23 protein-coding genes and 1 tRNA gene are annotated in these 20,949 nt (G+C 59.0%); 2 read left to right on the plus strand and 22 right to left on the minus strand.

The annotated features are described in order from the left end of the window. Positions 1-30: 30 nt before the first annotated feature. Positions 31-642 (plus strand): 2OG-Fe(II) oxygenase, encoded by a 612-nt coding sequence (locus ED236_RS06980; protein WP_123237246.1) that lies wholly within the window; start codon positions 31-33, stop codon positions 640-642. 24 nt (positions 643-666) lie between these two features. Further along, complete coding sequence (locus tag ED236_RS06985; RefSeq protein ID WP_240032065.1) at positions 667-2,115, plus strand: pyridoxal phosphate-dependent decarboxylase family protein; 1,449 nt, start codon at positions 667-669, stop codon at positions 2,113-2,115. Positions 2,116-2,132: 17 nt separating this feature from the next. Here the strand turns inward: ED236_RS06985 and ED236_RS06990 are convergent, their stop codons facing one another. The 22 genes from ED236_RS06990 to tpiA form a co-directional block, all read right to left on the minus strand. Further along, positions 2,133-3,065, minus strand: coding sequence for an NAD-dependent epimerase/dehydratase family protein (locus tag ED236_RS06990; protein ID WP_123237248.1), 933 nt, complete (start codon positions 3,063-3,065; stop codon positions 2,133-2,135). Next, positions 3,047-3,619, minus strand: coding sequence for an NUDIX domain-containing protein (locus tag ED236_RS06995; RefSeq protein ID WP_123237442.1), 573 nt, complete (start codon positions 3,617-3,619; stop codon positions 3,047-3,049). Before ED236_RS06995 ends, ED236_RS06990 begins: the two co-directional genes overlap by 19 nt. Before the next feature lie 76 nt (positions 3,620-3,695). Then, positions 3,696-4,535: a L,D-transpeptidase Cds6 family protein gene (locus ED236_RS07000; RefSeq protein ID WP_123237249.1), complete on the minus strand. Its 840-nt coding sequence runs from the start codon at positions 4,533-4,535 to the stop codon at positions 3,696-3,698. A gap of 49 nt (positions 4,536-4,584) precedes the next feature. Continuing rightward, positions 4,585-4,881: a DUF2818 family protein gene (locus tag ED236_RS07005; protein ID WP_123237250.1), complete on the minus strand. Its 297-nt coding sequence runs from the start codon at positions 4,879-4,881 to the stop codon at positions 4,585-4,587. A gap of 1 nt (position 4,882) precedes the next feature. Then, entirely contained in the window at positions 4,883-6,328 is a 1,446-nt protein-coding gene (nuoN, locus tag ED236_RS07010; protein ID WP_123237251.1) for an NADH-quinone oxidoreductase subunit NuoN, read from the minus strand. Positions 6,329-6,348: 20 nt separating this feature from the next. Next, a complete protein-coding gene (locus ED236_RS07015) occupies positions 6,349-7,836 on the minus strand; it encodes an NADH-quinone oxidoreductase subunit M (protein WP_123237252.1) in 1,488 nt (495 codons plus the stop codon). A gap of 112 nt (positions 7,837-7,948) precedes the next feature. Next, positions 7,949-9,961, minus strand: coding sequence for an NADH-quinone oxidoreductase subunit L (gene nuoL / locus ED236_RS07020; RefSeq protein ID WP_123237253.1), 2,013 nt, complete (start codon positions 9,959-9,961; stop codon positions 7,949-7,951). Between the two features lie 7 nt (positions 9,962-9,968). Then, positions 9,969-10,277, minus strand: a complete 309-nt coding sequence (gene nuoK, locus ED236_RS07025) for an NADH-quinone oxidoreductase subunit NuoK (RefSeq protein WP_123237254.1) — start codon at positions 10,275-10,277, stop codon at positions 9,969-9,971. Continuing rightward, positions 10,274-10,906 carry an NADH-quinone oxidoreductase subunit J gene (locus ED236_RS07030; RefSeq protein WP_123237255.1) on the minus strand — a complete coding sequence of 211 codons (633 nt, stop codon included), beginning with the start codon at positions 10,904-10,906 and terminating at the stop codon, positions 10,274-10,276. Before ED236_RS07030 ends, nuoK begins: the two co-directional genes overlap by 4 nt. After that, positions 10,903-11,394, minus strand: coding sequence for an NADH-quinone oxidoreductase subunit NuoI (nuoI, locus tag ED236_RS07035; protein ID WP_123237256.1), 492 nt, complete (start codon positions 11,392-11,394; stop codon positions 10,903-10,905). The genes ED236_RS07030 and nuoI overlap by 4 nt, the downstream gene beginning before the upstream one ends. A gap of 14 nt (positions 11,395-11,408) precedes the next feature. Further along, positions 11,409-12,425 carry an NADH-quinone oxidoreductase subunit NuoH gene (gene nuoH / locus ED236_RS07040; RefSeq protein WP_123237257.1) on the minus strand — a complete coding sequence of 339 codons (1,017 nt, stop codon included), beginning with the start codon at positions 12,423-12,425 and terminating at the stop codon, positions 11,409-11,411. Beyond that, on the minus strand, positions 12,425-14,833 hold the full coding sequence (nuoG, locus tag ED236_RS07045) for an NADH-quinone oxidoreductase subunit NuoG (RefSeq protein WP_123237258.1): 2,409 nt from the start codon (positions 14,831-14,833) through the stop codon (positions 12,425-12,427). The genes nuoH and nuoG overlap by 1 nt, the downstream gene beginning before the upstream one ends. A gap of 144 nt (positions 14,834-14,977) precedes the next feature. After that, entirely contained in the window at positions 14,978-16,282 is a 1,305-nt protein-coding gene (gene nuoF / locus ED236_RS07050) for an NADH-quinone oxidoreductase subunit NuoF (RefSeq protein ID WP_123237259.1), read from the minus strand. Continuing rightward, positions 16,282-16,755 (minus strand): NADH-quinone oxidoreductase subunit NuoE, encoded by a 474-nt coding sequence (nuoE, locus tag ED236_RS07055; RefSeq protein WP_123237260.1) that lies wholly within the window; start codon positions 16,753-16,755, stop codon positions 16,282-16,284. Before nuoE ends, nuoF begins: the two co-directional genes overlap by 1 nt. Beyond that, positions 16,742-16,900: a hypothetical protein gene (locus ED236_RS12460; protein ID WP_155522421.1), complete on the minus strand. Its 159-nt coding sequence runs from the start codon at positions 16,898-16,900 to the stop codon at positions 16,742-16,744. The genes nuoE and ED236_RS12460 overlap by 14 nt, the downstream gene beginning before the upstream one ends. Continuing rightward, the gene (locus ED236_RS07060; RefSeq protein ID WP_123237261.1) at positions 16,897-18,150 is read right to left on the minus strand and encodes an NADH-quinone oxidoreductase subunit D; all 1,254 of its coding nucleotides are present in this window, start codon (positions 18,148-18,150) and stop codon (positions 16,897-16,899) included. Before ED236_RS07060 ends, ED236_RS12460 begins: the two co-directional genes overlap by 4 nt. After that, positions 18,143-18,754: an NADH-quinone oxidoreductase subunit C gene (locus ED236_RS07065; RefSeq protein WP_123237262.1), complete on the minus strand. Its 612-nt coding sequence runs from the start codon at positions 18,752-18,754 to the stop codon at positions 18,143-18,145. Before ED236_RS07065 ends, ED236_RS07060 begins: the two co-directional genes overlap by 8 nt. Before the next feature lie 16 nt (positions 18,755-18,770). Further along, positions 18,771-19,247 carry a NuoB/complex I 20 kDa subunit family protein gene (locus ED236_RS07070; RefSeq protein ID WP_123237263.1) on the minus strand — a complete coding sequence of 159 codons (477 nt, stop codon included), beginning with the start codon at positions 19,245-19,247 and terminating at the stop codon, positions 18,771-18,773. Position 19,248: 1 nt separating this feature from the next. After that, entirely contained in the window at positions 19,249-19,605 is a 357-nt protein-coding gene (locus ED236_RS07075; protein WP_123237443.1) for an NADH-quinone oxidoreductase subunit A, read from the minus strand. A 61-nt stretch (positions 19,606-19,666) separates the two neighbouring features. Beyond that, positions 19,667-19,751: transfer RNA gene (locus ED236_RS07080), tRNA-Leu, on the minus strand. A 33-nt stretch (positions 19,752-19,784) separates the two neighbouring features. Next, positions 19,785-20,120: a preprotein translocase subunit SecG gene (secG, locus tag ED236_RS07085; RefSeq protein ID WP_123237264.1), complete on the minus strand. Its 336-nt coding sequence runs from the start codon at positions 20,118-20,120 to the stop codon at positions 19,785-19,787. Positions 20,121-20,132: 12 nt separating this feature from the next. Next, positions 20,133-20,936 (minus strand): triose-phosphate isomerase, encoded by an 804-nt coding sequence (gene tpiA / locus ED236_RS07090; protein ID WP_123237265.1) that lies wholly within the window; start codon positions 20,934-20,936, stop codon positions 20,133-20,135. Between the last annotated feature and the right edge of the window lie 13 nt (positions 20,937-20,949).

Consider the following 20,949-nt stretch of genomic DNA (forward strand, 5'->3'; position numbering starts at 1 on the left):
CTCCGCCGCCGCAGCGGTAAACTGCCGTGTATGACCCCCATCCCTCATAGCATCATCAGCGCACTGGAAACCAACGGCTATAGCATCTACGATGACTTTCTGCCAGACAGCGTCATCCGCCAACTGGCACAGGAAGCGCGCGACATGGCCGCCGCGGGCACACTCAAACCAGCCCGGGTCGGTCTGCAAGCGCAGTCCCAGCGCGATATCCGCGGTGACCTCACCCACTGGCTGGAAGATCGCGGTGACAGCCCGGCACAGCAGCACTACACGCATGTCATGAACGAGTTGTGCGGGGCATTGAACCGCAGCTGCTTTCTGGGCCTGCACACGCTGGAAACGCATTTTGCCGTGTACCCGCCCGGCACCGCTTATGGTCGACATCTGGACCAGTTCCGCGATTCCCAGCAACGCATCATCAGCAGCATCCTCTACCTCAACGACGACTGGTCGGCCAGTGATGGCGGTCAGTTGCGCCTGTATCTGGAACAGCCGGAGCGGCCGCATCTGGACGTGGTCCCGCATGGCAACCGCTTGGTGTTGTTCGAATCGGCACGTTTCTGGCACGAAGTGCTGCCCGCCAGCCGCGAACGCATCAGCCTGACCGGCTGGTTCCGCGCGCGCGACCCCTCGCCGCTGTGAGCGCTCTGCTGTGACCACGCTGCTGTGACCAAAGCTGCCAGGCTGGCCGGGATGTTCAGCCCGGAGATGTTCCGTTTGCATGGCCATAGCCTGATCGACCTGCTGGCAGATCGGCTGAGTGCTCAGTTGCAAGGTCAGGGGGCCGTGCTGCCCTGGCGTGATCCTGTCACCGAGGACACACGCTGGCAACGGCCGCTACCACAGCAGCCCACACTCGATGCCGAACACTGGCTGCAACAGCTGCAGCAGGACATCCTGCCGGGCGGTCTCGCCATCCACCATGTGCGCAATATGGGTCATCAGGTGGCAGCGCCCTTGCCGATGGCCGCCTTGTGTGACCTGGTGGCCTCGCTCAGCAACCAGGCCATGGCGGTGTATGAAGCCGGGCCGACCGCCACCATGCTGGAGCGTCAGGTGATACGCTGGCTGAGTACCCTGGTGGGTTGGGACAGTCCCAGACTTAACGGCCTGCTCACCTCGGGTGGCAATCAGGCCAACCTCACTGCCCTGCTGGCGGCACGCCAGCGTGCCTTGCCCGGCAACAGCTGGCAGCAGGGTGTGCCAAGCCAAGGCCGGTTATGCATCCTGGCTTCTGAACACAGCCATTATTCCATCAGCCGCGCCGCTGGCATCATGGGATTGGGCACGGCAGCCGTGGTCACCGTCGCCTGCGATGCCGAGGGGCGCATGCAGCCCGCTGCGCTGCAGCAAGCGCATGCCGCCTGTGTGGCGCAAGGTCAACAGGTGATGGCCGTGGTCGCCAGCGCAGCCTGCACGCCCACTGGCAGCATAGACCCGCTAGGCGCGATCGGCCTGTACTGCCGGGCTCACCAGCTCTGGCTGCATGTGGATGGCGCGCATGGCGCTTCCGGCCTGCTCTCGGCCCGGCACCGCATGGCGCTTGACGGCATCGCGCTGGCGGATTCCGTGGTGTGGGATGGTCACAAATTGTTGTACATGCCGGCCACCGTGTCCGCCGTGCTGTTCCGCGACCCGGCCAACCGTCATGCCGCCTTCGCACAGGAAGCGTCCTATCTGTTCCAGGGCGATACGATGGATGATTTCAACACCAGCACCAGCACACTGGAATGCACCAAGCGCATGATGGGGCTCAAGCTGTGGACGGCATTCTCACTGTATGGCGTGGAGGGATTGGGGGCGCTGGTGGATCAGGTGTATGGCCTTGCGCAGCAACTGGCGCACAAGCTGGCAGCAGACCCGGCCTTCGAACTGCTGATGGCGCCGCAGACCAATATCGTCTGCTTCCGTCACCGAGGTGAAGATAGCGACCGCCACGCCATGAATGCACACCAGGCCGTATTACGGCAGCGGCTGGTGCAAAGTGGCGCATTCCATATCACCCAAGTGACCCTGGATGGCCAGATCTGGCTGCGCACGGCACTGATGAACCCGTTCACTTCGGCAGAGGATCTGGATGCGCTGCTAGCGGCATTGCAGCAACCTTTGCAGTAACGCTGGCGGCTTGGTGCCTAAATGGACTGTCCGCGTGCGAGCAGGCTGGCGTAGCCATGTTGATAATCCGGATACTGCAATACAAACCCCGTGTCACGCATGCGCCGGTTGCTGAGTCGTTTACCGCCCGTGACCGGCGGCACGGCCTGGCCGGCAACATCGACGCCTAGCTGGCCTGCGATCCAGCCCAGCACCTCGTACTGGCTCACTGGCGCGTTGTCGGTGACCACATAGCGGTCCGCGAGCGGCTGTTGTGCCAGCACCTGGTGGATCAGATGCACGATGAACGCGGCCGCGTCATCGCGGTGGATACGGTTGGTCCAGCTGTTCTGTGCCGGCCACAACGCAGGGTCTGCCGCCAGGCGCAGCATGCGGGTGCGGCCCGGGCCATAGATGCCGGACAGCCGTAATACCGTCGCCGCGCAAGGCAAGGCCGCCAGCAGGCGCTCCGCTTCCAGCAGGCGTACTCCACCGAAGTCCGCAGGTTCGGCTGGCGTGGTCTCATCCAGCAAGCTGTCAGTCTGCTGACCCGTGGTCTGTTGCCCAGTTGCCTGTTGCCCAGCGGTCTGCTGACCATAGACGCGGGTGCTGGACACGAACAACACCTGCTGCAAGCTGTCGTGCACTATCGCATTCAGCACATTGCGCAGGCCGTCCACATAATGCGCACGGTAGTTGTCATCGCTCTGCGCACTGGCAGCGACACAGTAGAGCAGGATGTCGGGTTGCAGGCTGTTCAGTACCGTCAGTGTGCTGGCGTCCGTGACATCCGCCCGGATAGGCTGCACACCAGCAGGCAGCGGCCTGGCGCTGTAGCGCAAACCGTGGATCTCGAATACAGAAGTTGCGGATGCCTGGTCAGGCGGGGACTGCAATCGGCTTGCTAACAGGCGCTCCGCCACGGCACAGCCCAGATCGCCACAGCCTGCGATCAGGATGCGGCGGGCCATGTGCCTTGCAGGTATTTCTCGGCCCAGAACAGGGCGATGATGGTCTTGCCGTCGGTGATCTCGCCGCGCTGCACCATGGCGAGGCACTCATGCAGGCTGGCGTCGAACAGCTGCAATGCCTCGTCTGCATCGCGCTGATGGGCACCGGCGCTGAGCCCACGTGCCAGATAGACATGAATGACTTCGTTGGAATAGCCTATGCAGGGATGCTGCGCACCGAGATAGACCCATTCGGTGGCCGTATAACCGGTCTCTTCCAGCAGTTCGCGCTGGCCAGTCTGCAGCGGAGGCTCACCCTGGTCGATCTTGCCTGCCGGCAACTCAATGAACACGCGGTGCAGCGGATAGCGGTACTGGCGTTCCAGCACCAGCTGGCCGTTGTCGAGCAAAGGCACCACCAGCACCGCGCCCGGATGCAGCACATATTCACGCGTACTTTGCATGCCATTGGGCAGCCGCACTTCATCGCAGCGCACCTGCAGCATGCGCCCCTGAGCAAGCACCTGACTGCTCAGGCCGACTTCTTCCAGCGCCGGGTCGTGGTGATCAAGCATGCTGGAGACTGCATTCGCTGGTGTCAGATGCGCCAGCCGCAAGTCGTTGCCATTGTCACGCTGCGCACTCATGTGCTCACTGCTTGCTGAAGGTTTCAGCGCGGATCAGCCAGCGGCCGTTGTCACGCACCAGCTCCAGCATTTTCTCGCCTACATCCCGATAACGCTTGGCGCTGTAGGTCTGGGTGAAGCTGATGTTGGCGTTATCACTGTCAACGACATCGATCTGCAGCGCCGTCATGCTGACCTGTATGCCCGCTTGCGGATTCAGACGTGCGCTACGTGCCTTGCGCCAGGCAGAGGCCGAAGCCGCCTCGCCCTTGAAGTCGGTCACATAGTGCGCGAAATAAGCGGCGGGCTGTCCGGACTGCCAGTCTGTCAGCCAGGCTTGCAGCATCTGCTCGATGTCGGTGCGGGTGGCCTGCAACGCCTGCTCTTCTGCTGCACGTGCTTCGGCTTCGGGGTCTGGTTTGACCTCGGCTACCGCCACCTCCGGGCTGTCATCCACTTCGAGGCGATAGCCCAGGGCCGCCTGCAATTCACGCGCCTGATTGATGGTGGCCTTGTTGTCATTGTTGACAGGCAGGTTGATCACCATCTGGTATTGATTGTAGGCCTGGGCCAGATGGCCTTTGGCGGCGTAGATCTGGCCTTGCAGCAGCATCACGCGCGCGCTTTGCGGTTGCAACATGCGGGCTTGTGCAGTGCGATTCTCGGCCTTCAACAGATTGCCATCATGCAAAGCGGCCTCAGCTTGCACGATATGGCTATTGAACTCACTATTGGGGAGCATCTTGTCATACAAGCCACAGCCGCTTGTGAGCATCATGCTGAACAGCAGCAGTGCGGAGCAAAGATGGCGGGCAGAGAATGGCTGGGCTACAGGGTCAATGGTAGGGTCGATGGTCGTTTTCATGTGAGCACCTTATCAAAAAAAGGCCGATCGCGGTGCCCCCACGTTCTGGTTATCGCGCTTGCGGCAACCAGAAATTCCGGTAGATGAAGCCCGGGAATGAGAACACCAGAAACAGACAGGCATTGATGGTATAGAACTCCCAGCCCTGCGGACTGGTTTGTCCCAGCGTGGCAAACTCGGCATACCAGGCCAGCAAGCCCATCACGACAAAATACACGGCCAGTTCCAGCATGCTCCAGTAGACGCGTTTGGGCTGCGCCACCGGGATCAGCAGGAACAGGCGGCTGGACAACCAGGGCAGGTTGGCCAGCAGTATGGCCAGGATCAGCAGCGTGATCTGCGCCATGCTAGAGGCTCTGCACGATGGCGTAAGCGCAGATCGACATCAATATCTGTGGCAGCAGACCCAATACCAGCAGAGACAGCGCGTTGACGCTGAGTGCGGCCTTCATCCCGAACGGAGCGACGATGGGGCTGTGATCCTGTGGCTCGTCGAAATACATGAGCTTGACGATGCGCAGGTAGTAATAGGCACCGATGGCGGCCATCAGCACGGCGAACACCACCACCCACAGGTAGCCCGCCTGCAAGGCGGCCTGCAACACGGTGAACTTGGCATAAAAGCCCAGTGTGGGCGGAATGCCCGCCATGGAGAACATGGTGATCATCATCAGGAAGGCATACCAGGGACTGCGCTGGTTAAGGCCTTTGAGATCGTCCAGCGTATCCGCTTCAAAGCCTTGGCGCGACAGCAACAGGATGACGCCGAATGCCGCGAGCGACATGATGGTGTAGGAGGCGATATAGAAGAATGCCGAAGCCAGGCCATTGCCACTGACGCTCATGAAACCGAACAGCAGGAAGCCGATATGCGAAATGGTGGAATACGCCAGCATGCGCTTGAGGTTGGTCTGCACGATGGCGGTGATGTTACCGATGGCGATGGACAGCACCGCCATGATGACCAGCATGTTTTGCCAATCGACGGCCAGCACGGCCAGGCCCTGGATCAGCAGACGGATCACAAACGCGAACGCAGCCAGCTTGGTGACAGAACCGATCAGCAGGGTCACCACGGTAGGTGCACCTTCATACACATCCGGGATCCACATCTGGAACGGCACCGCACCCAGTTTGAAGGCCATGCCCGCCACCACGAACACCAGGCCCAGCACCATCACCGCATGGTGATCACCGCCATTCATGAGGCGGCTGCTCACTTCGCTGATATGCAGGCTGCCAGTGGCGCCATACAGCATGGACATGCCGTACAGCAACATGCCGGAGGCGAGCGCCCCCAGCACGAAATACTTCATGGCCGCTTCGGTAGCGCGCACATTGTCGCGGTCCAGCGCGACCAGTGCGTACAGGCTCAACGACAGCAATTCCAGCCCGATATAGAGCGTGAGGAAATGCTGACCGGACGCCATCACCATCATGCCCGCCAGTGAGAACAGCACCAGCGCGTAGAACTCGCCACGGAACATGCCACGCAGCTGCAGGTATTGGCGCGAATACACCAGGATCAGCGAGGTGCCGATATACATCATCACCTTGATCACATCGGACAAGGTGTCGTCCACGAACATGGCATTGAAGGCATAACCCACCGTGGGCACATGCGTGACGATGGTCAACACGCCTGCGCCCAGCAAGGTGAGCTGCGATGCAAGGTAGATCAGGATGCGCTGTTGCGGCTTCAGGAACAGGTCCAGCAACAGGATGACCATGGCCATGCTCAGTACCCACAGCTCGGGCAAGGCGGAGAACAGGTCGGATTGTAAGGCGTTCATTATCTAGGTTCCGTTCAGCTTTACAGGGCAGGCAACTTGCTCTGCGCCAAATGCGACAGCAACTGGCTGACACTGGCGTGGGTCATTTCGGTGATGGGCTGCGGATACACACCGAAGCCGATCACCAGCACAGTCAGCACACCCAGGATCAGGAATTCGCGGCGGTTCAGATCCTTGAGTTCGGCTACATGCGCATTGGCGATCTCGCCGAAGAACACGCGCTTCACCATCCACAAGGTATACGCCGCACCGAAGATCAGCGTGGTCGCGGCCAGGAAGGCATACCAGAAATTCACCTGCAGGCTGGCCAGGATCACCATGAACTCACCCACGAAACCGGAGGTGCCCGGCAGACCGGCATTGGCCATGCCGAACAGCACGGCAAAGGCAGCAAAGGTGGGCATGGTGTTGGCTACACCGCCGTAATCAGCGATCTGGCGGGAGTGCATGCGGTCATACAACACGCCTACGCACAGGAACATGGCGGTGGAGATGAAGCCGTGCGAGATCATCTGCACCACGGCACCTTCCATGCCCAGCGGGTTGAACAGGAAGAAGCCCAGCGTGACAAACCCCATATGCGAGATGGACGAATAGGCGATCAGTTTCTTCATGTCCTGCTGCACCAGCGCCACCAGCGCGATATAGACGATGGCGATCAGCGACAGCGTGACCATGAAGCCGGTCAGGTAGTGTGCGGCATCCGGCGCGATCGGCATGGCGAAGCGCAGGAAGCTGTAACCACCCAGCTTGAGTGCGATGGCGGCCAACACCACGGAGCCGCCGGTGGGGGCTTCCACGTGCGCATCAGGCAGCCAGGTATGCACAGGCCACATCGGGATCTTGACCGCGAACGCCATGAAGAAGGCCAGGAAGATCAGGATCTGCACATCCAGCGCGATCGGCATGCGGTAGTAATCGACGATCTCGAAGCTGTTGGTCTGATGGTATAGATAGATGAATGCCACCAGCATCAGCAAGGAACCCAGCAGGGTATACAGGAAGAACTTGATGGTGGCATACACGCGGTTAGGACCACCCCAGATACCGATCACCAGGAACATCGGGATCAGCATGGCTTCCCAGAACACGTAATACAGGATGGCATCCAGCGCACTGAACACGCCTATCATCAGACCGGACATGATCAGGAAGGCGGCGTTATATTGCGCGACGCGCTTCTCGATGACTTCCCAACCCGCGATGACCACGATGATGGTGGTGAAGCTGGTGAGCAGGATCAAGGGCACCGCGATACCGTCCACGCCCAGGTGATAATTGATATTAAAGGCAGGTATCCACTGGAACCCTTCCTGGAACTGGAAGCCACCATCAGCGAAATCGAAACCGGTGTACAGCGGTACGGTGACCGCAAACGCCACAATGCTGCCGATCAGCGCCAGCCAGCGTGCCTTGCCGGCATGCTGGTCGCCCCCCGTGAACAGCACGAGGATGCCGGCCAGAATGGGCACCCAGATAGCAAAACTGAGGATATGGGATTCAAACATGGTGTGGGTCGATTCCAGGCAAACCAGCCAGCAGACCAGCTGCTGGTGCTAAAACGATGGCGGGCATTGTATCTGTCGTGGCTTTGTATGGCATGGCGTTATATGGCATGGCTTAAAGCAACCGCAACAATACAAAACTCAACAACAGGAACGCGCCTATGATCATGGAGAACGCATAGTGGTAGATCAGGCCGGATTGCAGATGACGCACCACGGCAGAGATACGACCAATCAGCCCGGCGGTACCGTTCACGACGAAGCCATCGATCCATTTCACGTCACTGGTGCGCCACAGCACGCCACCCAGCAGACGTGAGCCACCGGCGAACACCTTCTCGTTGAAATCATCGAAGCCGTATTTGTTCTCAAGCAGCTGATACAGGCCGTTGCAACGCGCCTTGATCGCTGCCGGGATGTCCGGACGCTTCATGTAGAAGAACCAGGACAGCGCCACGCCAGCCGCCGCCAGCAGGAATGGCGGCGTGGTCAAAGCATGTGTGGCCATGGCCAGCGCGCCATGGAAATGATGCGCCAGCTCATGCATGGCCGGGTGCGCGGTCTGATCGATTTTGATGGCGTCGCCGAAGAAGCCGCCGAACAGCAGCGGCTCGATGGCCACATACCCGATGGCCAGGGAAGGCACTGCCAGCAGCACCAGCGGCAAGGTCACCACCCAGGGTGACTCGTGTGGTTTGTCGTGCGGGCCCAGGCCGTGGTGGTGGTCGTGTGCATGGTTGTCATGATCATGATGTGCCGCTTCCATCCAGCGCTCCTTGCCGTGGAACACCAGGAAGTACATGCGGAAGGAATAGAACGCGGTGACGAACACGCCGGCCAGCACGGCAAAGTAGGCAAACCCACTGCCCGCGATGCTGGAGAACTTCACCGCCTCGATGATGGAATCCTTGGAATAGAAGCCGGAGAACAGCGGCGTGCCGATCAGGGCCAGCGAGCCGATCAGCGAAGTGATCCAGGTGATGGGCATGTATTTGCGCAGCCCCCCCATGTTGCGGATGTCCTGGTCATGGTGCATGCCCATGATCACGGAACCGGCACCGAGGAACAGCAAGGCTTTGAAGAAGGCGTGCGTCATCAAATGGAACATGGCCACCGAGTAGGCCGATACCCCGAGCGCCACGGTCATGTAACCCAGCTGCGACAGCGTGGAATACGCCACCACGCGCTTGATGTCGTTCTGGATGATGCCCAGGAAGCCCATGAACAGTGCGGTGATTGCACCGATGACCAGCACGAAAGACAGCGCCGTTTCGGACAACTCGAACAAGGGCGACATGCGTGTCACCATGAAGATACCCGCTGTGACCATGGTCGCCGCGTGGATCAGTGCCGAGATCGGCGTGGGGCCTTCCATGGAATCGGGCAGCCACACATGCAAAGGCACTTGTGCGGATTTACCCATGGCGCCGATGAACAGCAGGATGCAAGTCACGGTCATCAGCGACCATGGCTGACCGGGGATGAGTTCGACCTTGGCATCCGCGAACTGGGGTGCCACGGAGAACACCGCCGCATAATCCAGACTACCCAGGTAATACAGCACCATGCCGATGCCCAGCAGGAAGCCGAAGTCACCGACGCGGTTGACCAGAAACGCTTTCAGATTGGCGTAGATGGCGGTCGGACGCTTGTACCAGAAGCCGATCAGCAGGTAAGACACCAGGCCCACCGCTTCCCAGCCGAAGAACAGCTGCATGAAGTTGTTGGCCATCACCAGCATCAGCATGGAGAAGGTGAACAGCGAGATGTAACTGAAGAAGCGGCTGTAGCCCGGATCTTCCGCCATGTAACCCACCGTGTAGATGTGCACCATCAGCGAGACGAAGGTGACCACCAGCATCATGACGGCGGTCAGCCGGTCGATGAGGAAACCGACTTCAAAACTGTGGCCGCCGCTGGTCAGCCAGGTGTAGACCGGGCCGTTGAATTCATAGCCCTGCAGCACATCCATGAACACATACACTGACAGGCCGAACGAAGCTGCCACGCCGGCAATGGTCAGCCAGTGTGCACTGGCACGCGGCAAGCGGCTACCGAACAGGCCGACCACAGCCGCAGCGAACAGAGGCAGCAGTGGTATCAGCAAATAAATCGTTTGCATGCTCATCAGTACATCAACCCTTCAGCGCGTCTAGATCGTCAACATGGATCGTACGCAGATTACGGAACAACACGACCAGAATCGCCAGACCAATCGCGGACTCTGCCGCCGCCACCGTCAGGATGAAGAACACGAACACCTGACCGGCGATGTCGTTCAGGTAATGCGAGAACGCGATGAAGTTGAGGTTCACGGCCAGCAACATCAGCTCGATGGCCATCAACAGGATGATGACGTTCTTGCGGTTGAGGAAGATGCCGATGATGCTGATGGCGAACAACAGCGACCCCAGGATCAGGTAATGGGAAAGGGTCACGCTCATGGCTTGGGCTCCTGCTGTGCCTGTTCGGCTTCAGGCTCCGTGTAAGACGGCATGCTGACCATGCGCACACGGTCATTACGTTTGACCTGCACCTGTGCTGCCGGGTCGATGAACTTGGAATCCTTGCGCTCGCGCAGCGTCAGGGCGATGGCCGCCACGATGGCCACCAGCAACAGCACCGCCGCCAGCTCGAAGGGCAACAGATAATCGGTATACAACACGCGGCCCAGCTCGGCAGTGTTGCTGTAACCGGCAGGTTTGGCCACAGGCGCTGCCGCTTCGATGAAGTAGCGACCGCTCAATACCAGCGCCATCTCCACGGCCATCAGCACCCCGACCACGGCCGCGACAGGCAGGTAACTCCAGAACCCTTCGCGCAGACGGTCCAGATTGATGTCCAGCATCATCACCACGAACAGGAACAGCACCATCACCGCGCCTACGTAGACCAGCACCAGTGCGATGGCGAGGAACTCTGCTTCCAGCAGCAGCCAGATACCGGCCGCTGTGAAGAACGCCAGCACCAGAAACAAGGCGGCATGAACGGGATTGCGCGCCGTGATGACGCGCAGGCCGGCGATCAGCAGGATAGCCGCCAGCGTATAGAAAACGAAGTCCTGGAATATCATCGGAATTTTGCGTCCTCGGTGCGGTCGGCGGCGATCTGCGCCTCGTATTTATCGCCAACGGCGAGCAACATCTGTTTGGTATAGAGCAGATCGCCACGTTGTTCGCCGTGGTAATCGAAGATACGCGTTTCAACGATGGAATCGACCGGGCAGGATTCTTCACACATCCCGCAGAAGATGCACTTGGTCAGGTCGATGTCATAACGCGTGGTACGGCGTGTGTTGTCTTCGCGCTGCTCGGACTCGATGGTGATGGCCATGGCCGGGCATACCGCTTCACACAGCTTGCAGGCGATGCAGCGCTCTTCCCCGTTCGGGTAGCGGCGCAGTGCGTGCAGACCGCGGAAACGCGGGCTCATCGGCGTGCGTTCTTCGGGGAACTGCACGGTGATCTTGCGCGCGAAGAAGTAGCGGCCGGTCAGGGCCATGCCCTTCAGCAGCTCGACCAGCATCAGGCTGGAAAACACGTCTTTTACTTTTCTCAACATGTGTCCGGTCTCAATTAATGGAACAAATAGGCCCAAGGAGTCTGCATCATCGCCCCCACCACGATGATCCACACCAGCGTGATCGGGATGAACACTTTCCAGCCCAGGCGCATGATCTGGTCATAGCGGTAACGCGGGAAGGTGGCGCGGAACCACAGGAAGCAGAACACCAGGAAACCGACCTTGAGGAACAGCCACAGGATGCTGTCCGGCAAGAAAGGTACCGGAGACAGCCACCCACCCAAGAACATGAGGGCAGCCAGCATGCACACCAGCCAGATGTTGGCGTATTCGGCCAGGAAGAACACGGCGAAGGCCATGCCCGAGTATTCCACATGGAAACCGGCCACGATCTCGGATTCACCCTCGGCCACATCGAATGGCGCACGGTTGGTTTCAGCGACGGCGCTAATGAAATACACGATGAACAGCGGGAACAAAGGCAACCAGTACCAGTGCCAGAAACCACCAGCCTGCGCCGTCACGATCTTGCCAAGGTTGAGGCTGTTGGCCGACATCAGCACGCCGACCAGCGCAAAGCCCATGGCGATCTCGTAGGAGACGATCTGTGCGGCTGAGCGCAGCGAGCCGAGGAACGCGTACTTGGAGTTGGATGCCCAGCCCGCGATGATCACGCCATACACGGCTACCGAGGTCATGGCCAGAATATAGAGCAGGCCTGCGTCGATGTCCGCCAGCACCAGCGTGGCATCGAACGGCACTACCGCCCAGGCCGCGAACGCTGGCGCGATCGCCAGCACCGGGCCCAGCAGGAACAGGCCCTTGTTGGAGGCGGTAGGGACGATGATCTCTTTCATCAGCAGCTTGATGCCATCGGCGAGTGGCTGCAACAGGCCAAAGTAGCCCACGCGGTTCGGACCGATACGCACCTGCATGTAACCGATGACTTTACGTTCCGCGAGGGTCAGGTAGGCAATGGCGATCATCAAGGGCAGCACGATGGCCACGATCTTGGCCAGGGTCCACACCACAGGCCAGCTTGACCCGAACAGGGTTTGCAAGGATTCCATCATGCTGTCACCGCCACGTTGGCTGCGATCTTCTCTACGGTAATGTCGCCCATCAGTTCACCCAGGCTGGCAGTCAGCGGGTTGGCGGCCTGTACGCGCACGCAACCCAAGGCCACGTGATCATCCTGACGCACTTCCAGCACGGCACTGCCCTCACCTTGCCTGACCAGTACCTGATCTCCGGCAACCAGGCCCAGCGTCAGCATCTGCTGAGCGTGCATCATGGCCATGGGCTTGCGGTTGTACTTGGTCTTCTGCAGCGGTGGCGAACGACGCACGATGGGGTCGATCTGGTACATCGGCACTTCACCGATACGTTGCAGGCCGTCGGACTTGATGTTGACCTCGATCTCCACCAGTTCCTTGAGGTTGTTGTTCAGGCTGCGCCACACCACGGCGGATGGCTTCTCGCCACCAAAGATGGCCTTCTTCACGTCTTCACTGCTGTCGTAGTCGAAGCCAGCGATGCCCAGTGTATTACCCAGCACGCGCAGCACCTTCCAGCCCGGACGGCATTCGCCCAGCGGCTTGGTGACTGCACTGAAACTCTGCACACGGCCTTCCATGCTCATCAGCGTGCCTGAGGTTTCCGTGAACGGCGCGATAGGCAGCAGGATATCGGCATCGTCCAGCGCTTCGGATTTGTACATGGTCAGGGCGATCACGCATTCCGCCTGCTGCATGGCCTTGCGTGCCGCAGCACCATTATGGCAATCCAGTTCCGGTTCCACGTTGACCAGCAGGTAAGCTTTGCGCGGGATCTCCAGCATCGCGCGCACATGCATGCCTTGCGGGCCGGGCATCACGCCCATCATGTGCTGACCGGTGTTGTTGGAACCCGCCGGGATCAAGCCCAGCGTGGCACCACACAAGCCAGAGATGGCTTCAGCCAGGCTGAACATCTCGGTGAAACGCGGATCGTTGAGTGCCAGATTGCCGACAAAGATCGCGGTCTTGGGCGAAACCAGGTCATAGCTCTCGCCCAGACCGGCCAGGCTCTCCGCAATGGCCTGCGTGTTGGCACGCACGTTGATCTCTTCAAGGAGTGCGTTCAACGAGGGTGGCAGGCACAGCGACAAACGCTGCAGGCCGGACATGGCTTTCAGCACCTGGGCCAGCACGTTGACCATGTCGTTGGGGCGCACCACCACCTTGTGCTTCACCGCCATCAGTGGGTTATTGTCCAGCGGACTGATGATGTTCAGTTCAGCGCCATTGGCGACCGCCTTGCGGATACGCTGACTCAGCAGCGGATGCTCGTTGCGCAGGTTGGAGCCGATGATGAGGATGCGGTCGAACTGTTCCAGATCCGGAATGTTGCAACCCATCCATGGTGTGCCCAGGCGCTTGCCGTCCAGACGGAAATCGGTCTGACGCAGGCGGTAATCGATGTTTTGACTGCCCAGGCCCTTGGCGATCTGTTTGGCGAGGAACCCCTCCTCCATGGTGCTGTTGGGTGACACCAGTACACCCAGCGCTTCACCGCCGTATTGGTTGGTGATGTCCTTGAGCTGGCCAGCGGCGAACTCCAGTGCGGTCTTCCAGTCGGTTTCCTGCCAGGCGCCGTTGTGCTTGATCATCGGCACTTTAAGGCGGTCCGGACTGTTCAGGCCTTCGTAGGAGAAGCGGTCGCGGTCCGACAGCCAGCATTCGTTGATACTTTCCTTCTCGCGCGGCAGCACGCGCAGCACCTTGCCGTCTTTGACATGCACTTCGATGTGCGAGCCCAGACCGTCATGCGGTGCGATGGAAGGACGGCGCGTGAGCTCCCAGCTACGCGCGGTATAACGGAACGGCTTGCTGGTCAGCGCACCCACCGGGCAGAGATCGATGATGTTGCCGGACAGCTCCGAATTGACGCTCTTGTCCACATAGGCAGTGATCTCGGCATGCTCGCCACGACCGACCAGACCCAGCTCCATCATGCCACCCACTTCCTTCAGGAAGCGCACACAGCGCGTGCACTGGATGCAGCGTGTCATGTCCGTGGACACCAGCGGGCCGATGTTCTTGTTCAATACCACGCGCTTTTCTTCGGTATAGCGCGACTTGGGCGCACCATAAGCCACGGCGATGTCCTGCAAATCACACTCACCCCCCTGATCGCAGATCGGGCAATCCAGCGGGTGGTTGATGAGCAGGAATTCCATCACACTCTTCTGCGCTTCAACGGCAGATTTGGAGCGCGTGTAAATCTTCATGCCATCGGCTACTGGCGTGGCACAGGCTGGCAGTGGTTTGTTGAACTTCTCCACCTGCACCAGGCACATGCGGCAGTTGGCCGCCACCGACAGCTTTTTGTGATAGCAGAAACGCGGGATATCGATACCGAGCTGATCTGCCGCATCGATGATGGTGGTGCCGTGATCGACTTCGACTGCTTTGCCGTCAATTTCAATATTCAGCATGTACACCCCCTGATAATCTGCTGCGCGACTGAAATTGCTGCGTTGCGCGGTGCTCAGCCCCTCGCCGTAGCTTATCTACTGTCTCGGGTCTTGCGCTCCGTGCGCCTTGCACTTCAGCCCGCTCGTTACGATTTTGAGTGGGTGTCATTCTCGGTTCTCCACCATACTGCGTCCGTGCTGGATGTAATACTCGAATTCAGGACGGAAATGCTTAACGAAACTCAGCACCGGCGTGGCCGCGGCATCGCCCAGTGCGCAGATGGTACGGCCGGAGATATTACTGCTGACATCGGTGAGCAGGTCCAGATCTTCCATGCGCCCCTGTCCTTCGCTGATACGTTTGATCACGCGATACAACCAGCCTGTGCCCTCACGGCACGGCGTGCACTGCCCACAGGATTCTTCAAAGAAGAAATAGGACAGGCGCTTGAGTGCTTTGACCATGCAGGTGCTGTCATCCATCACAATCATGGAACCTGCACCCAGGCTGGAGCCAGCTTTGGACAGGCCGTCGTAATCCAGCGTCGCGCCTAGGATGTTCTTGGCCGGCATGACCGCGGTGGAGGGGCCACCCGGGATCACCGCTTTCAGTTCACGGCCCTTCCAGATACCGCCTGCCATCTCCAGCAGCTCGGTGAACGGCGTGCCCATGCGCACTTCATAGTTGCCGGGGTTCACCACATGCCCGGACACCGAAAACAACTTGGTACCGCCGGAGTTGTACACGCCCAGGTTCTGGAACGCTTCACCGCCATGCTGCATGATCCACGGGATGGAGGCATAGGATTCGGTATTGTTGACGTTGGTGGGCTTGCCGAACACACCGAAGCTGGCCGGGAACGGTGGCTTGAAGCGCGGCTGGCCCTTTTTGCCTTCGATGGATTCGATCAGCGCAGTCTCTTCACCGCAGATATAAGCGCCGTAGCCATGTACGGCATGCAGGTCGAAACTGAAATTGCTGCCGAACAGGTTCTCGCCTATGTAACCGGCGGCGCGGGCTTCGGCCAGCGCCGCTTCGAAGATCTCGTAATCTTCCCAGATCTCGCCATGGATATAGTTGTAACCCACACGTGCGCCCAGCGTGTAAGCGGCGATGGCCATGCCCTCGATGAGCTGATGCGGGTTGTAACGGATGATGTCGCGGTCTTTGAACGTGCCGGGCTCGCCCTCATCGGTGTTACAGACCAGGTACTTGGTGCCATCGTAATAACGCGGCATAAAACTCCACTTCAGCCCGGTCGGAAAGCCTGCACCGCCACGGCCGCGCAGATTGGATAGTTTGATCTGGGTGATGATGTCGGTGGCTTTGACCTTCTCGGTCACGATGCGCTTCAACTGCGCATAGCCACCCAGCTTGACATAGGTGTCCAGCGAACCAGGGTGGGGTTCGGTGATGGTACGCAGGGTGACCAGGGTCTGTTTTTCCAGATTGTGAGCGAGGGCGGTCATCAGTTGAGCTCCTCGAGGATCTGGTCGACTTTTTCTGGCGTGAGAAATTCGCACATGCGCGTGTTGTTGATATGGAACAGGGGCGCGCCGCCACAGGTGCCCATGCACTCGCCTTCCTTGAGCGTGAACTTGCCATCCGGCGTGGTTTCGTTAAAGCCTATGCCCAGCTTGTGGTTCAGGTGTTCGACGATGCTGTCGGAATCACGCAGCATGCAGGAGATGTTGGTGCAGACAGTGATCTTGTATTTGCCGACCGGCTCCAGCTCATACATATTGTAGAAGGTGGCCACTTCCATGGCAGCGATGTCCGGGATGCCCAGGTAGCTGGAAACGAAGCTGATGGTCTCTTTGGACAGCCAGCCTTTTTCGGTCTGCGCGATGCGCAAGGCCGACATCACAGCCGCCTGACGGCGGTCAGCAGGATATTTGGTGAGTTCGTACTCGATTTTCTGGATGGACTCAGCGGACAACATAAAAAACCTCGATGAACTGTAGCGAGCGCGGCATATGCGCGAAGCCGCGCAGCGAGCGACGAGACATACCGATTGGGTAGGCGAGGAGCGAGCGAGCACGCGACAAAGCAGATGGCACGCGCAGTAAGTTCAGCAGGTTATTCATCGGTCGATCTCGCCGAACACGATATCTTGGGTACCGATAATCGCCACCAGGTCGGCGATCATGTGGCCCTTGGTCATTTCGTCCAGCGCCGCCAGATGCGGGAAGCCCGGCGCGCGGATCTTGAGACGGTACGGCTTGTTGGCACCATCGGAAACAAGGTAAATACCGAACTCGCCCTTGGGGTGTTCGACGGCGGCATAGGCTTCACCGGCCGGAATATGAAAACCTTCGGTGAACAGCTTGAAGTGGTGGATCAACGCTTCCATGTCCTGCTTCATGCCTTCACGACTGGGCGGCGCCACCTTGGTATTGGTGCTGATCACCGGGCCGGGGTTGTTACGCAGCCAATTCACGCATTGCTTGATGATGCGATTGGACTGACGGAATTCTTCGATGCGCACCAGATAACGGTCATAACAGTCACCGTTCACACCGACCGGGATATCAAAATCCAGATCGGCATAGACTTCATACGGCTGCTTGCGACGCAGATCCCACTCGATACCGGAGCCGCGCAACATGGGGCCGGTCATACCCAGCGCCAGTGCGCGTTCAGGCGTGACCACGCCAATGCCAACGGTGCGCTGCTTCCAGATACGGTTATCGGTGAGCAGGGTTTCGTATTCGTCCACATAAGCCGGAAACCGGTTGGTGAAATCCTCGATGAAATCCAGCAAGGAGCCCTGACGGTTCTCATTAAGACGATTGACGCCTTTCTGGTTATGGGCCTTGGACGCTTCATACTGCGGCATGCGCTCAGGCAGGTCACGGTAGACACCACCCGGACGGTAGTAAGCGGCGTGCATACGTGCGCCAGAGACTGCCTCGTAGACATCGAACAGATCCTCGCGCTCGCGGAAGGCGTACAGGAACACCGACATGGCGCCCACATCCAGCGCGTGCGCACCCAGCCACAACAGGTGATTCAGAATGCGCGTGATCTCGTCGAACATGACACGGATGTATTGCGCACGGATAGGCACATCCAGATCGAGCAGCTTTTCGATGGCCATCACATAGGCATGCTCATTGGACATCATGGACACGTAGTCCAGGCGATCCATATAAGGCACAGACTGCAGATAGGTACGGTTTTCGGCCAATTTCTCGGTGCCACGATGCAGCAGACCGATATGCGGATCCGCGCGCTGAATGACTTCGCCATCCAGCTCCAGCACCAGCCGCAGCACGCCGTGCGCCGCCGGGTGCTGAGGACCAAAATTCATGGTGTAGTTGCGAATCTCAGCCACGATGGAAACCCTCATCACGTATCACGCGCGGCACATTATTGCGCAGCTCGATCGAAACTGGCTGATAGATCACGCGCTGCTGCTCGGGGTCATAGCGCATCTCGACATTGCCTATCATGGGGAAATCTTTTCTGAACGGATGGCCGACAAAACCGTAATCAGTGAGCAGGCGGCGCAAATCAGGGTGGCCTTCGAACATGATGCCGTACAGGTCGAATGCTTCGCGCTCGAACCAGTTGGCCACCGGCCACACCTGCACCATGGTGGGCAGCATGGGGAAGAAATCGTCGTTGGCAAATACGCGCACACGCAAACGCTGATTCAGCGACACCGACAGCAGGTGATAGACCACGGCATAGCGCGCGCCGGACCAGGTATTCTCGCCCAGATCGTTCTGGCCAAAGTCGGCATAGTCCACACCGCACAGATCAATCAACTGCTCGAAGCGGAATTCGTCCTGATCACGCAACACCGTCATGGTCTGGATCAGGCTTTCCGCCTGGCACACCAGAGTCAGCTCACCCACATGACTGGTGATGCTGACCAGCTTGCCACCCAGGACAAGGGAGAGCGTTTCTTGTAGTTTCTGCAGCCGGGCGCTCATACGGTAAGGGGCTTTCTCAGCGGGCGATGGTGTTGGTACGTTTGATCTTGTTTTGCAGCTGGATGATGCCGTACAGCAAGGCCTCGGCCGTGGGCGGACAACCTGGCACATAGACATCGACCGGTACAATGCGGTCACAACCACGCACCACCGCATAGGAATAGTGGTAGTAACCACCGCCATTGGCACAGGAACCCATGGAGATCACCCAGCGCGGCTCAGCCATCTGGTCATAGACCTTGCGCAAGGCAGGTGCCATCTTGTTGACCAGCGTACCAGCCACGATCATCACATCAGACTGACGCGGGCTGGGGCGGAACACGATACCGAAGCGATCCAGATCATAGCGCGCGGCACCAGCATGCATCATCTCAACCGCACAGCAGGCCAGACCAAAGGTCATCGGCCACAGGGAACCGGTACGCGTGTAGTTGATGACCGTGTCCAGCGTGGTGGTGACAAAACCTTTTTCGAGGATGCCTTCGATACTCATATCATTCCCATTCCAACGCGCCTTTTTTCCACTCGTAGATGAACCCGACCACCAGCACGCCAAGGAACACCATCATCGCCAGAAAACCGAACAGGCCGATCTCCTGCAACACGACAGCCCAGGGGAAAAGAAAAGCGATCTCAAGGTCAAAAAGAATGAACAGGATGGCAACGAGGTAGTAGCGCACGTCGAATTTCATGCGCGCATCTTCAAAGGCCTCGAAGCCACATTCGTAAGGGGAGTTTTTTGCACTGTCCGGCTTGTTGGGAGACACCAACTTACCCAGAACAATAGGGGCGACACCGACGGCAAGGCCAACGATGATGAACAACAATATCGGAAAATAGTTTTCCAGCAAGATCAAACCCCAGTTTCGTCTCGGCTTTGCCTTTTGGGCGCAACCGGACAATGATCAATTTTGGTGCCGACGGTGAGACTCGAACTCACACAGCTTTCGCTACTACCCCCTCAAGATAGCGTGTCTACCAATTCCACCACGACGGCAATTACGGAGCCTATAGGCCCCTGAAACTTAAATTAGTTCGGTACATCCTTTGAACCAGCGGGCCCTGCTGGCACAGCATCCGAAGCAGGCTGCGTCACAGGTGCCGGATCAACACGCACCACACTGGACTTGGCATCACCGTGACTGGCAATGTAAGCAAGAGCCATGCTCGTTGCAAAGAACACTGCCACACAGATCGCGGTCGCGCGACTCATGAAATTCGAAGAACCACTCACACCGAACAGGCTGCCGGAAGCGCCGCTACCGAACGCAGCGCCCATATCGGCACCTTTGCCATGTTGCAGCAGTACCAGACCGATCACACCCAGTGCCGCCAGCACATGGATCACCAACACTAATTTTTCCATAATCCCATCTCGCTAGTCGCTGATTGATTGCGACGCTACACATGCTGACTCAGCCGCCGCCAAGCATATGTCCCTGAATTCATTCGCCACCAGAGAACATCGACCGATCAAGCCTCCGTCGATATCTGGCATAACGAATAATTGTGCCGCATTTGAGGGTTTTACGCTACCCCCATATAAGATCCTGACCCTGCGCGCGATGTCAGGATCACGCTCGGCGATGCGCTTGCGGATGAAGGCATGCACCGCTTGCGCCTGGTCCGGCGTGGCGGTTTTACCGGTGCCGATGGCCCACACTGGCTCATAGGCGATCACCGCCCGCAGCTGGACTGCCTTGCTCAGGATATCCAGGCCCAGGGTATTCAGGATGGCGATCAGCTGACTGCCGACCACCGCCTCCGTGACACCGGCCTGGCGCTCTTCCAGCGTTTCACCCACACAGAAGATGGGGGTGAGCCCAGCCTGCAAGGCCGCGCCGAAGCTGGCCGCTGCAGTGACATTGCTTTCGTGTATCAGCACGCGGCGCTCGGAGTGGCCGATGATGGCGTAAGTACAGCCAAAATCTGCCAGCATGCGTGCAGAAACAGCACCGGTGTAAGCGCCAGACTGGAACGGACTGACGTTCTGTCCACCCCAGCCTATGTTGCTACCCTTTAGCAGTTGCTGCGCCTGCGCCAGATAAGGATGCGGCACACAGATGGCACAATCGGCATCCCGCAGACCATTGAGGTCTGCCATCATCTGCGTCAGCAAGGCCTGGTTCTGCTCCAGGCTGCCATGCATCTTCCAATTGCCAACGACCAGCTTACGCCGCATGTGTTTTGCCATT

The organism is Pseudomethylobacillus aquaticus (genome assembly GCF_003730115.1).
In the GTDB taxonomy this organism is placed as follows: domain Bacteria; phylum Pseudomonadota; class Gammaproteobacteria; order Burkholderiales; family Methylophilaceae; genus Pseudomethylobacillus; species Pseudomethylobacillus aquaticus.

What these genes read in the sequence shown, in the direction of transcription:
- ED236_RS06980 (WP_123237246.1), top strand. Translation starts at nt 31, where the DNA reads ATGACCCCCATCCCTCATAGCATCATCAGCGCACTGGAAACCAACGGC.
- ED236_RS06990 (WP_123237248.1), bottom strand. Translation starts at nt 3,065, where the DNA reads ATGGCCCGCCGCATCCTGATCGCAGGCTGTGGCGATCTGGGCTGTGCC.
- ED236_RS06995 (WP_123237442.1), bottom strand. Translation starts at nt 3,619, where the DNA reads ATGCTTGATCACCACGACCCGGCGCTGGAAGAAGTCGGCCTGAGCAGT.
- ED236_RS07000 (WP_123237249.1), bottom strand. Translation starts at nt 4,535, where the DNA reads ATGAAAACGACCATCGACCCTACCATTGACCCTGTAGCCCAGCCATTC.
- ED236_RS07005 (WP_123237250.1), bottom strand. Translation starts at nt 4,881, where the DNA reads ATGGCGCAGATCACGCTGCTGATCCTGGCCATACTGCTGGCCAACCTG.
- nuoN (WP_123237251.1), bottom strand. Translation starts at nt 6,328, where the DNA reads ATGAACGCCTTACAATCCGACCTGTTCTCCGCCTTGCCCGAGCTGTGG.
- ED236_RS07015 (WP_123237252.1), bottom strand. Translation starts at nt 7,836, where the DNA reads ATGTTTGAATCCCATATCCTCAGTTTTGCTATCTGGGTGCCCATTCTG.
- nuoL (WP_123237253.1), bottom strand. Translation starts at nt 9,961, where the DNA reads ATGAGCATGCAAACGATTTATTTGCTGATACCACTGCTGCCTCTGTTC.
- nuoK (WP_123237254.1), bottom strand. Translation starts at nt 10,277, where the DNA reads ATGAGCGTGACCCTTTCCCATTACCTGATCCTGGGGTCGCTGTTGTTC.
- ED236_RS07030 (WP_123237255.1), bottom strand. Translation starts at nt 10,906, where the DNA reads ATGATATTCCAGGACTTCGTTTTCTATACGCTGGCGGCTATCCTGCTG.
- nuoI (WP_123237256.1), bottom strand. Translation starts at nt 11,394, where the DNA reads ATGTTGAGAAAAGTAAAAGACGTGTTTTCCAGCCTGATGCTGGTCGAG.
- nuoH (WP_123237257.1), bottom strand. Translation starts at nt 12,425, where the DNA reads ATGGAATCCTTGCAAACCCTGTTCGGGTCAAGCTGGCCTGTGGTGTGG.
- nuoG (WP_123237258.1), bottom strand. Translation starts at nt 14,833, where the DNA reads ATGCTGAATATTGAAATTGACGGCAAAGCAGTCGAAGTCGATCACGGC.
- nuoF (WP_123237259.1), bottom strand. Translation starts at nt 16,282, where the DNA reads ATGACCGCCCTCGCTCACAATCTGGAAAAACAGACCCTGGTCACCCTG.
- nuoE (WP_123237260.1), bottom strand. Translation starts at nt 16,755, where the DNA reads ATGTTGTCCGCTGAGTCCATCCAGAAAATCGAGTACGAACTCACCAAA.
- ED236_RS12460 (WP_155522421.1), bottom strand. Translation starts at nt 16,900, where the DNA reads ATGAATAACCTGCTGAACTTACTGCGCGTGCCATCTGCTTTGTCGCGT.
- ED236_RS07065 (WP_123237262.1), bottom strand. Translation starts at nt 18,754, where the DNA reads ATGAGCGCCCGGCTGCAGAAACTACAAGAAACGCTCTCCCTTGTCCTG.
- ED236_RS07070 (WP_123237263.1), bottom strand. Translation starts at nt 19,247, where the DNA reads ATGAGTATCGAAGGCATCCTCGAAAAAGGTTTTGTCACCACCACGCTG.
- secG (WP_123237264.1), bottom strand. Translation starts at nt 20,120, where the DNA reads ATGGAAAAATTAGTGTTGGTGATCCATGTGCTGGCGGCACTGGGTGTG.
- tpiA (WP_123237265.1), bottom strand. Translation starts at nt 20,936, where the DNA reads ATGCGGCGTAAGCTGGTCGTTGGCAATTGGAAGATGCATGGCAGCCTG.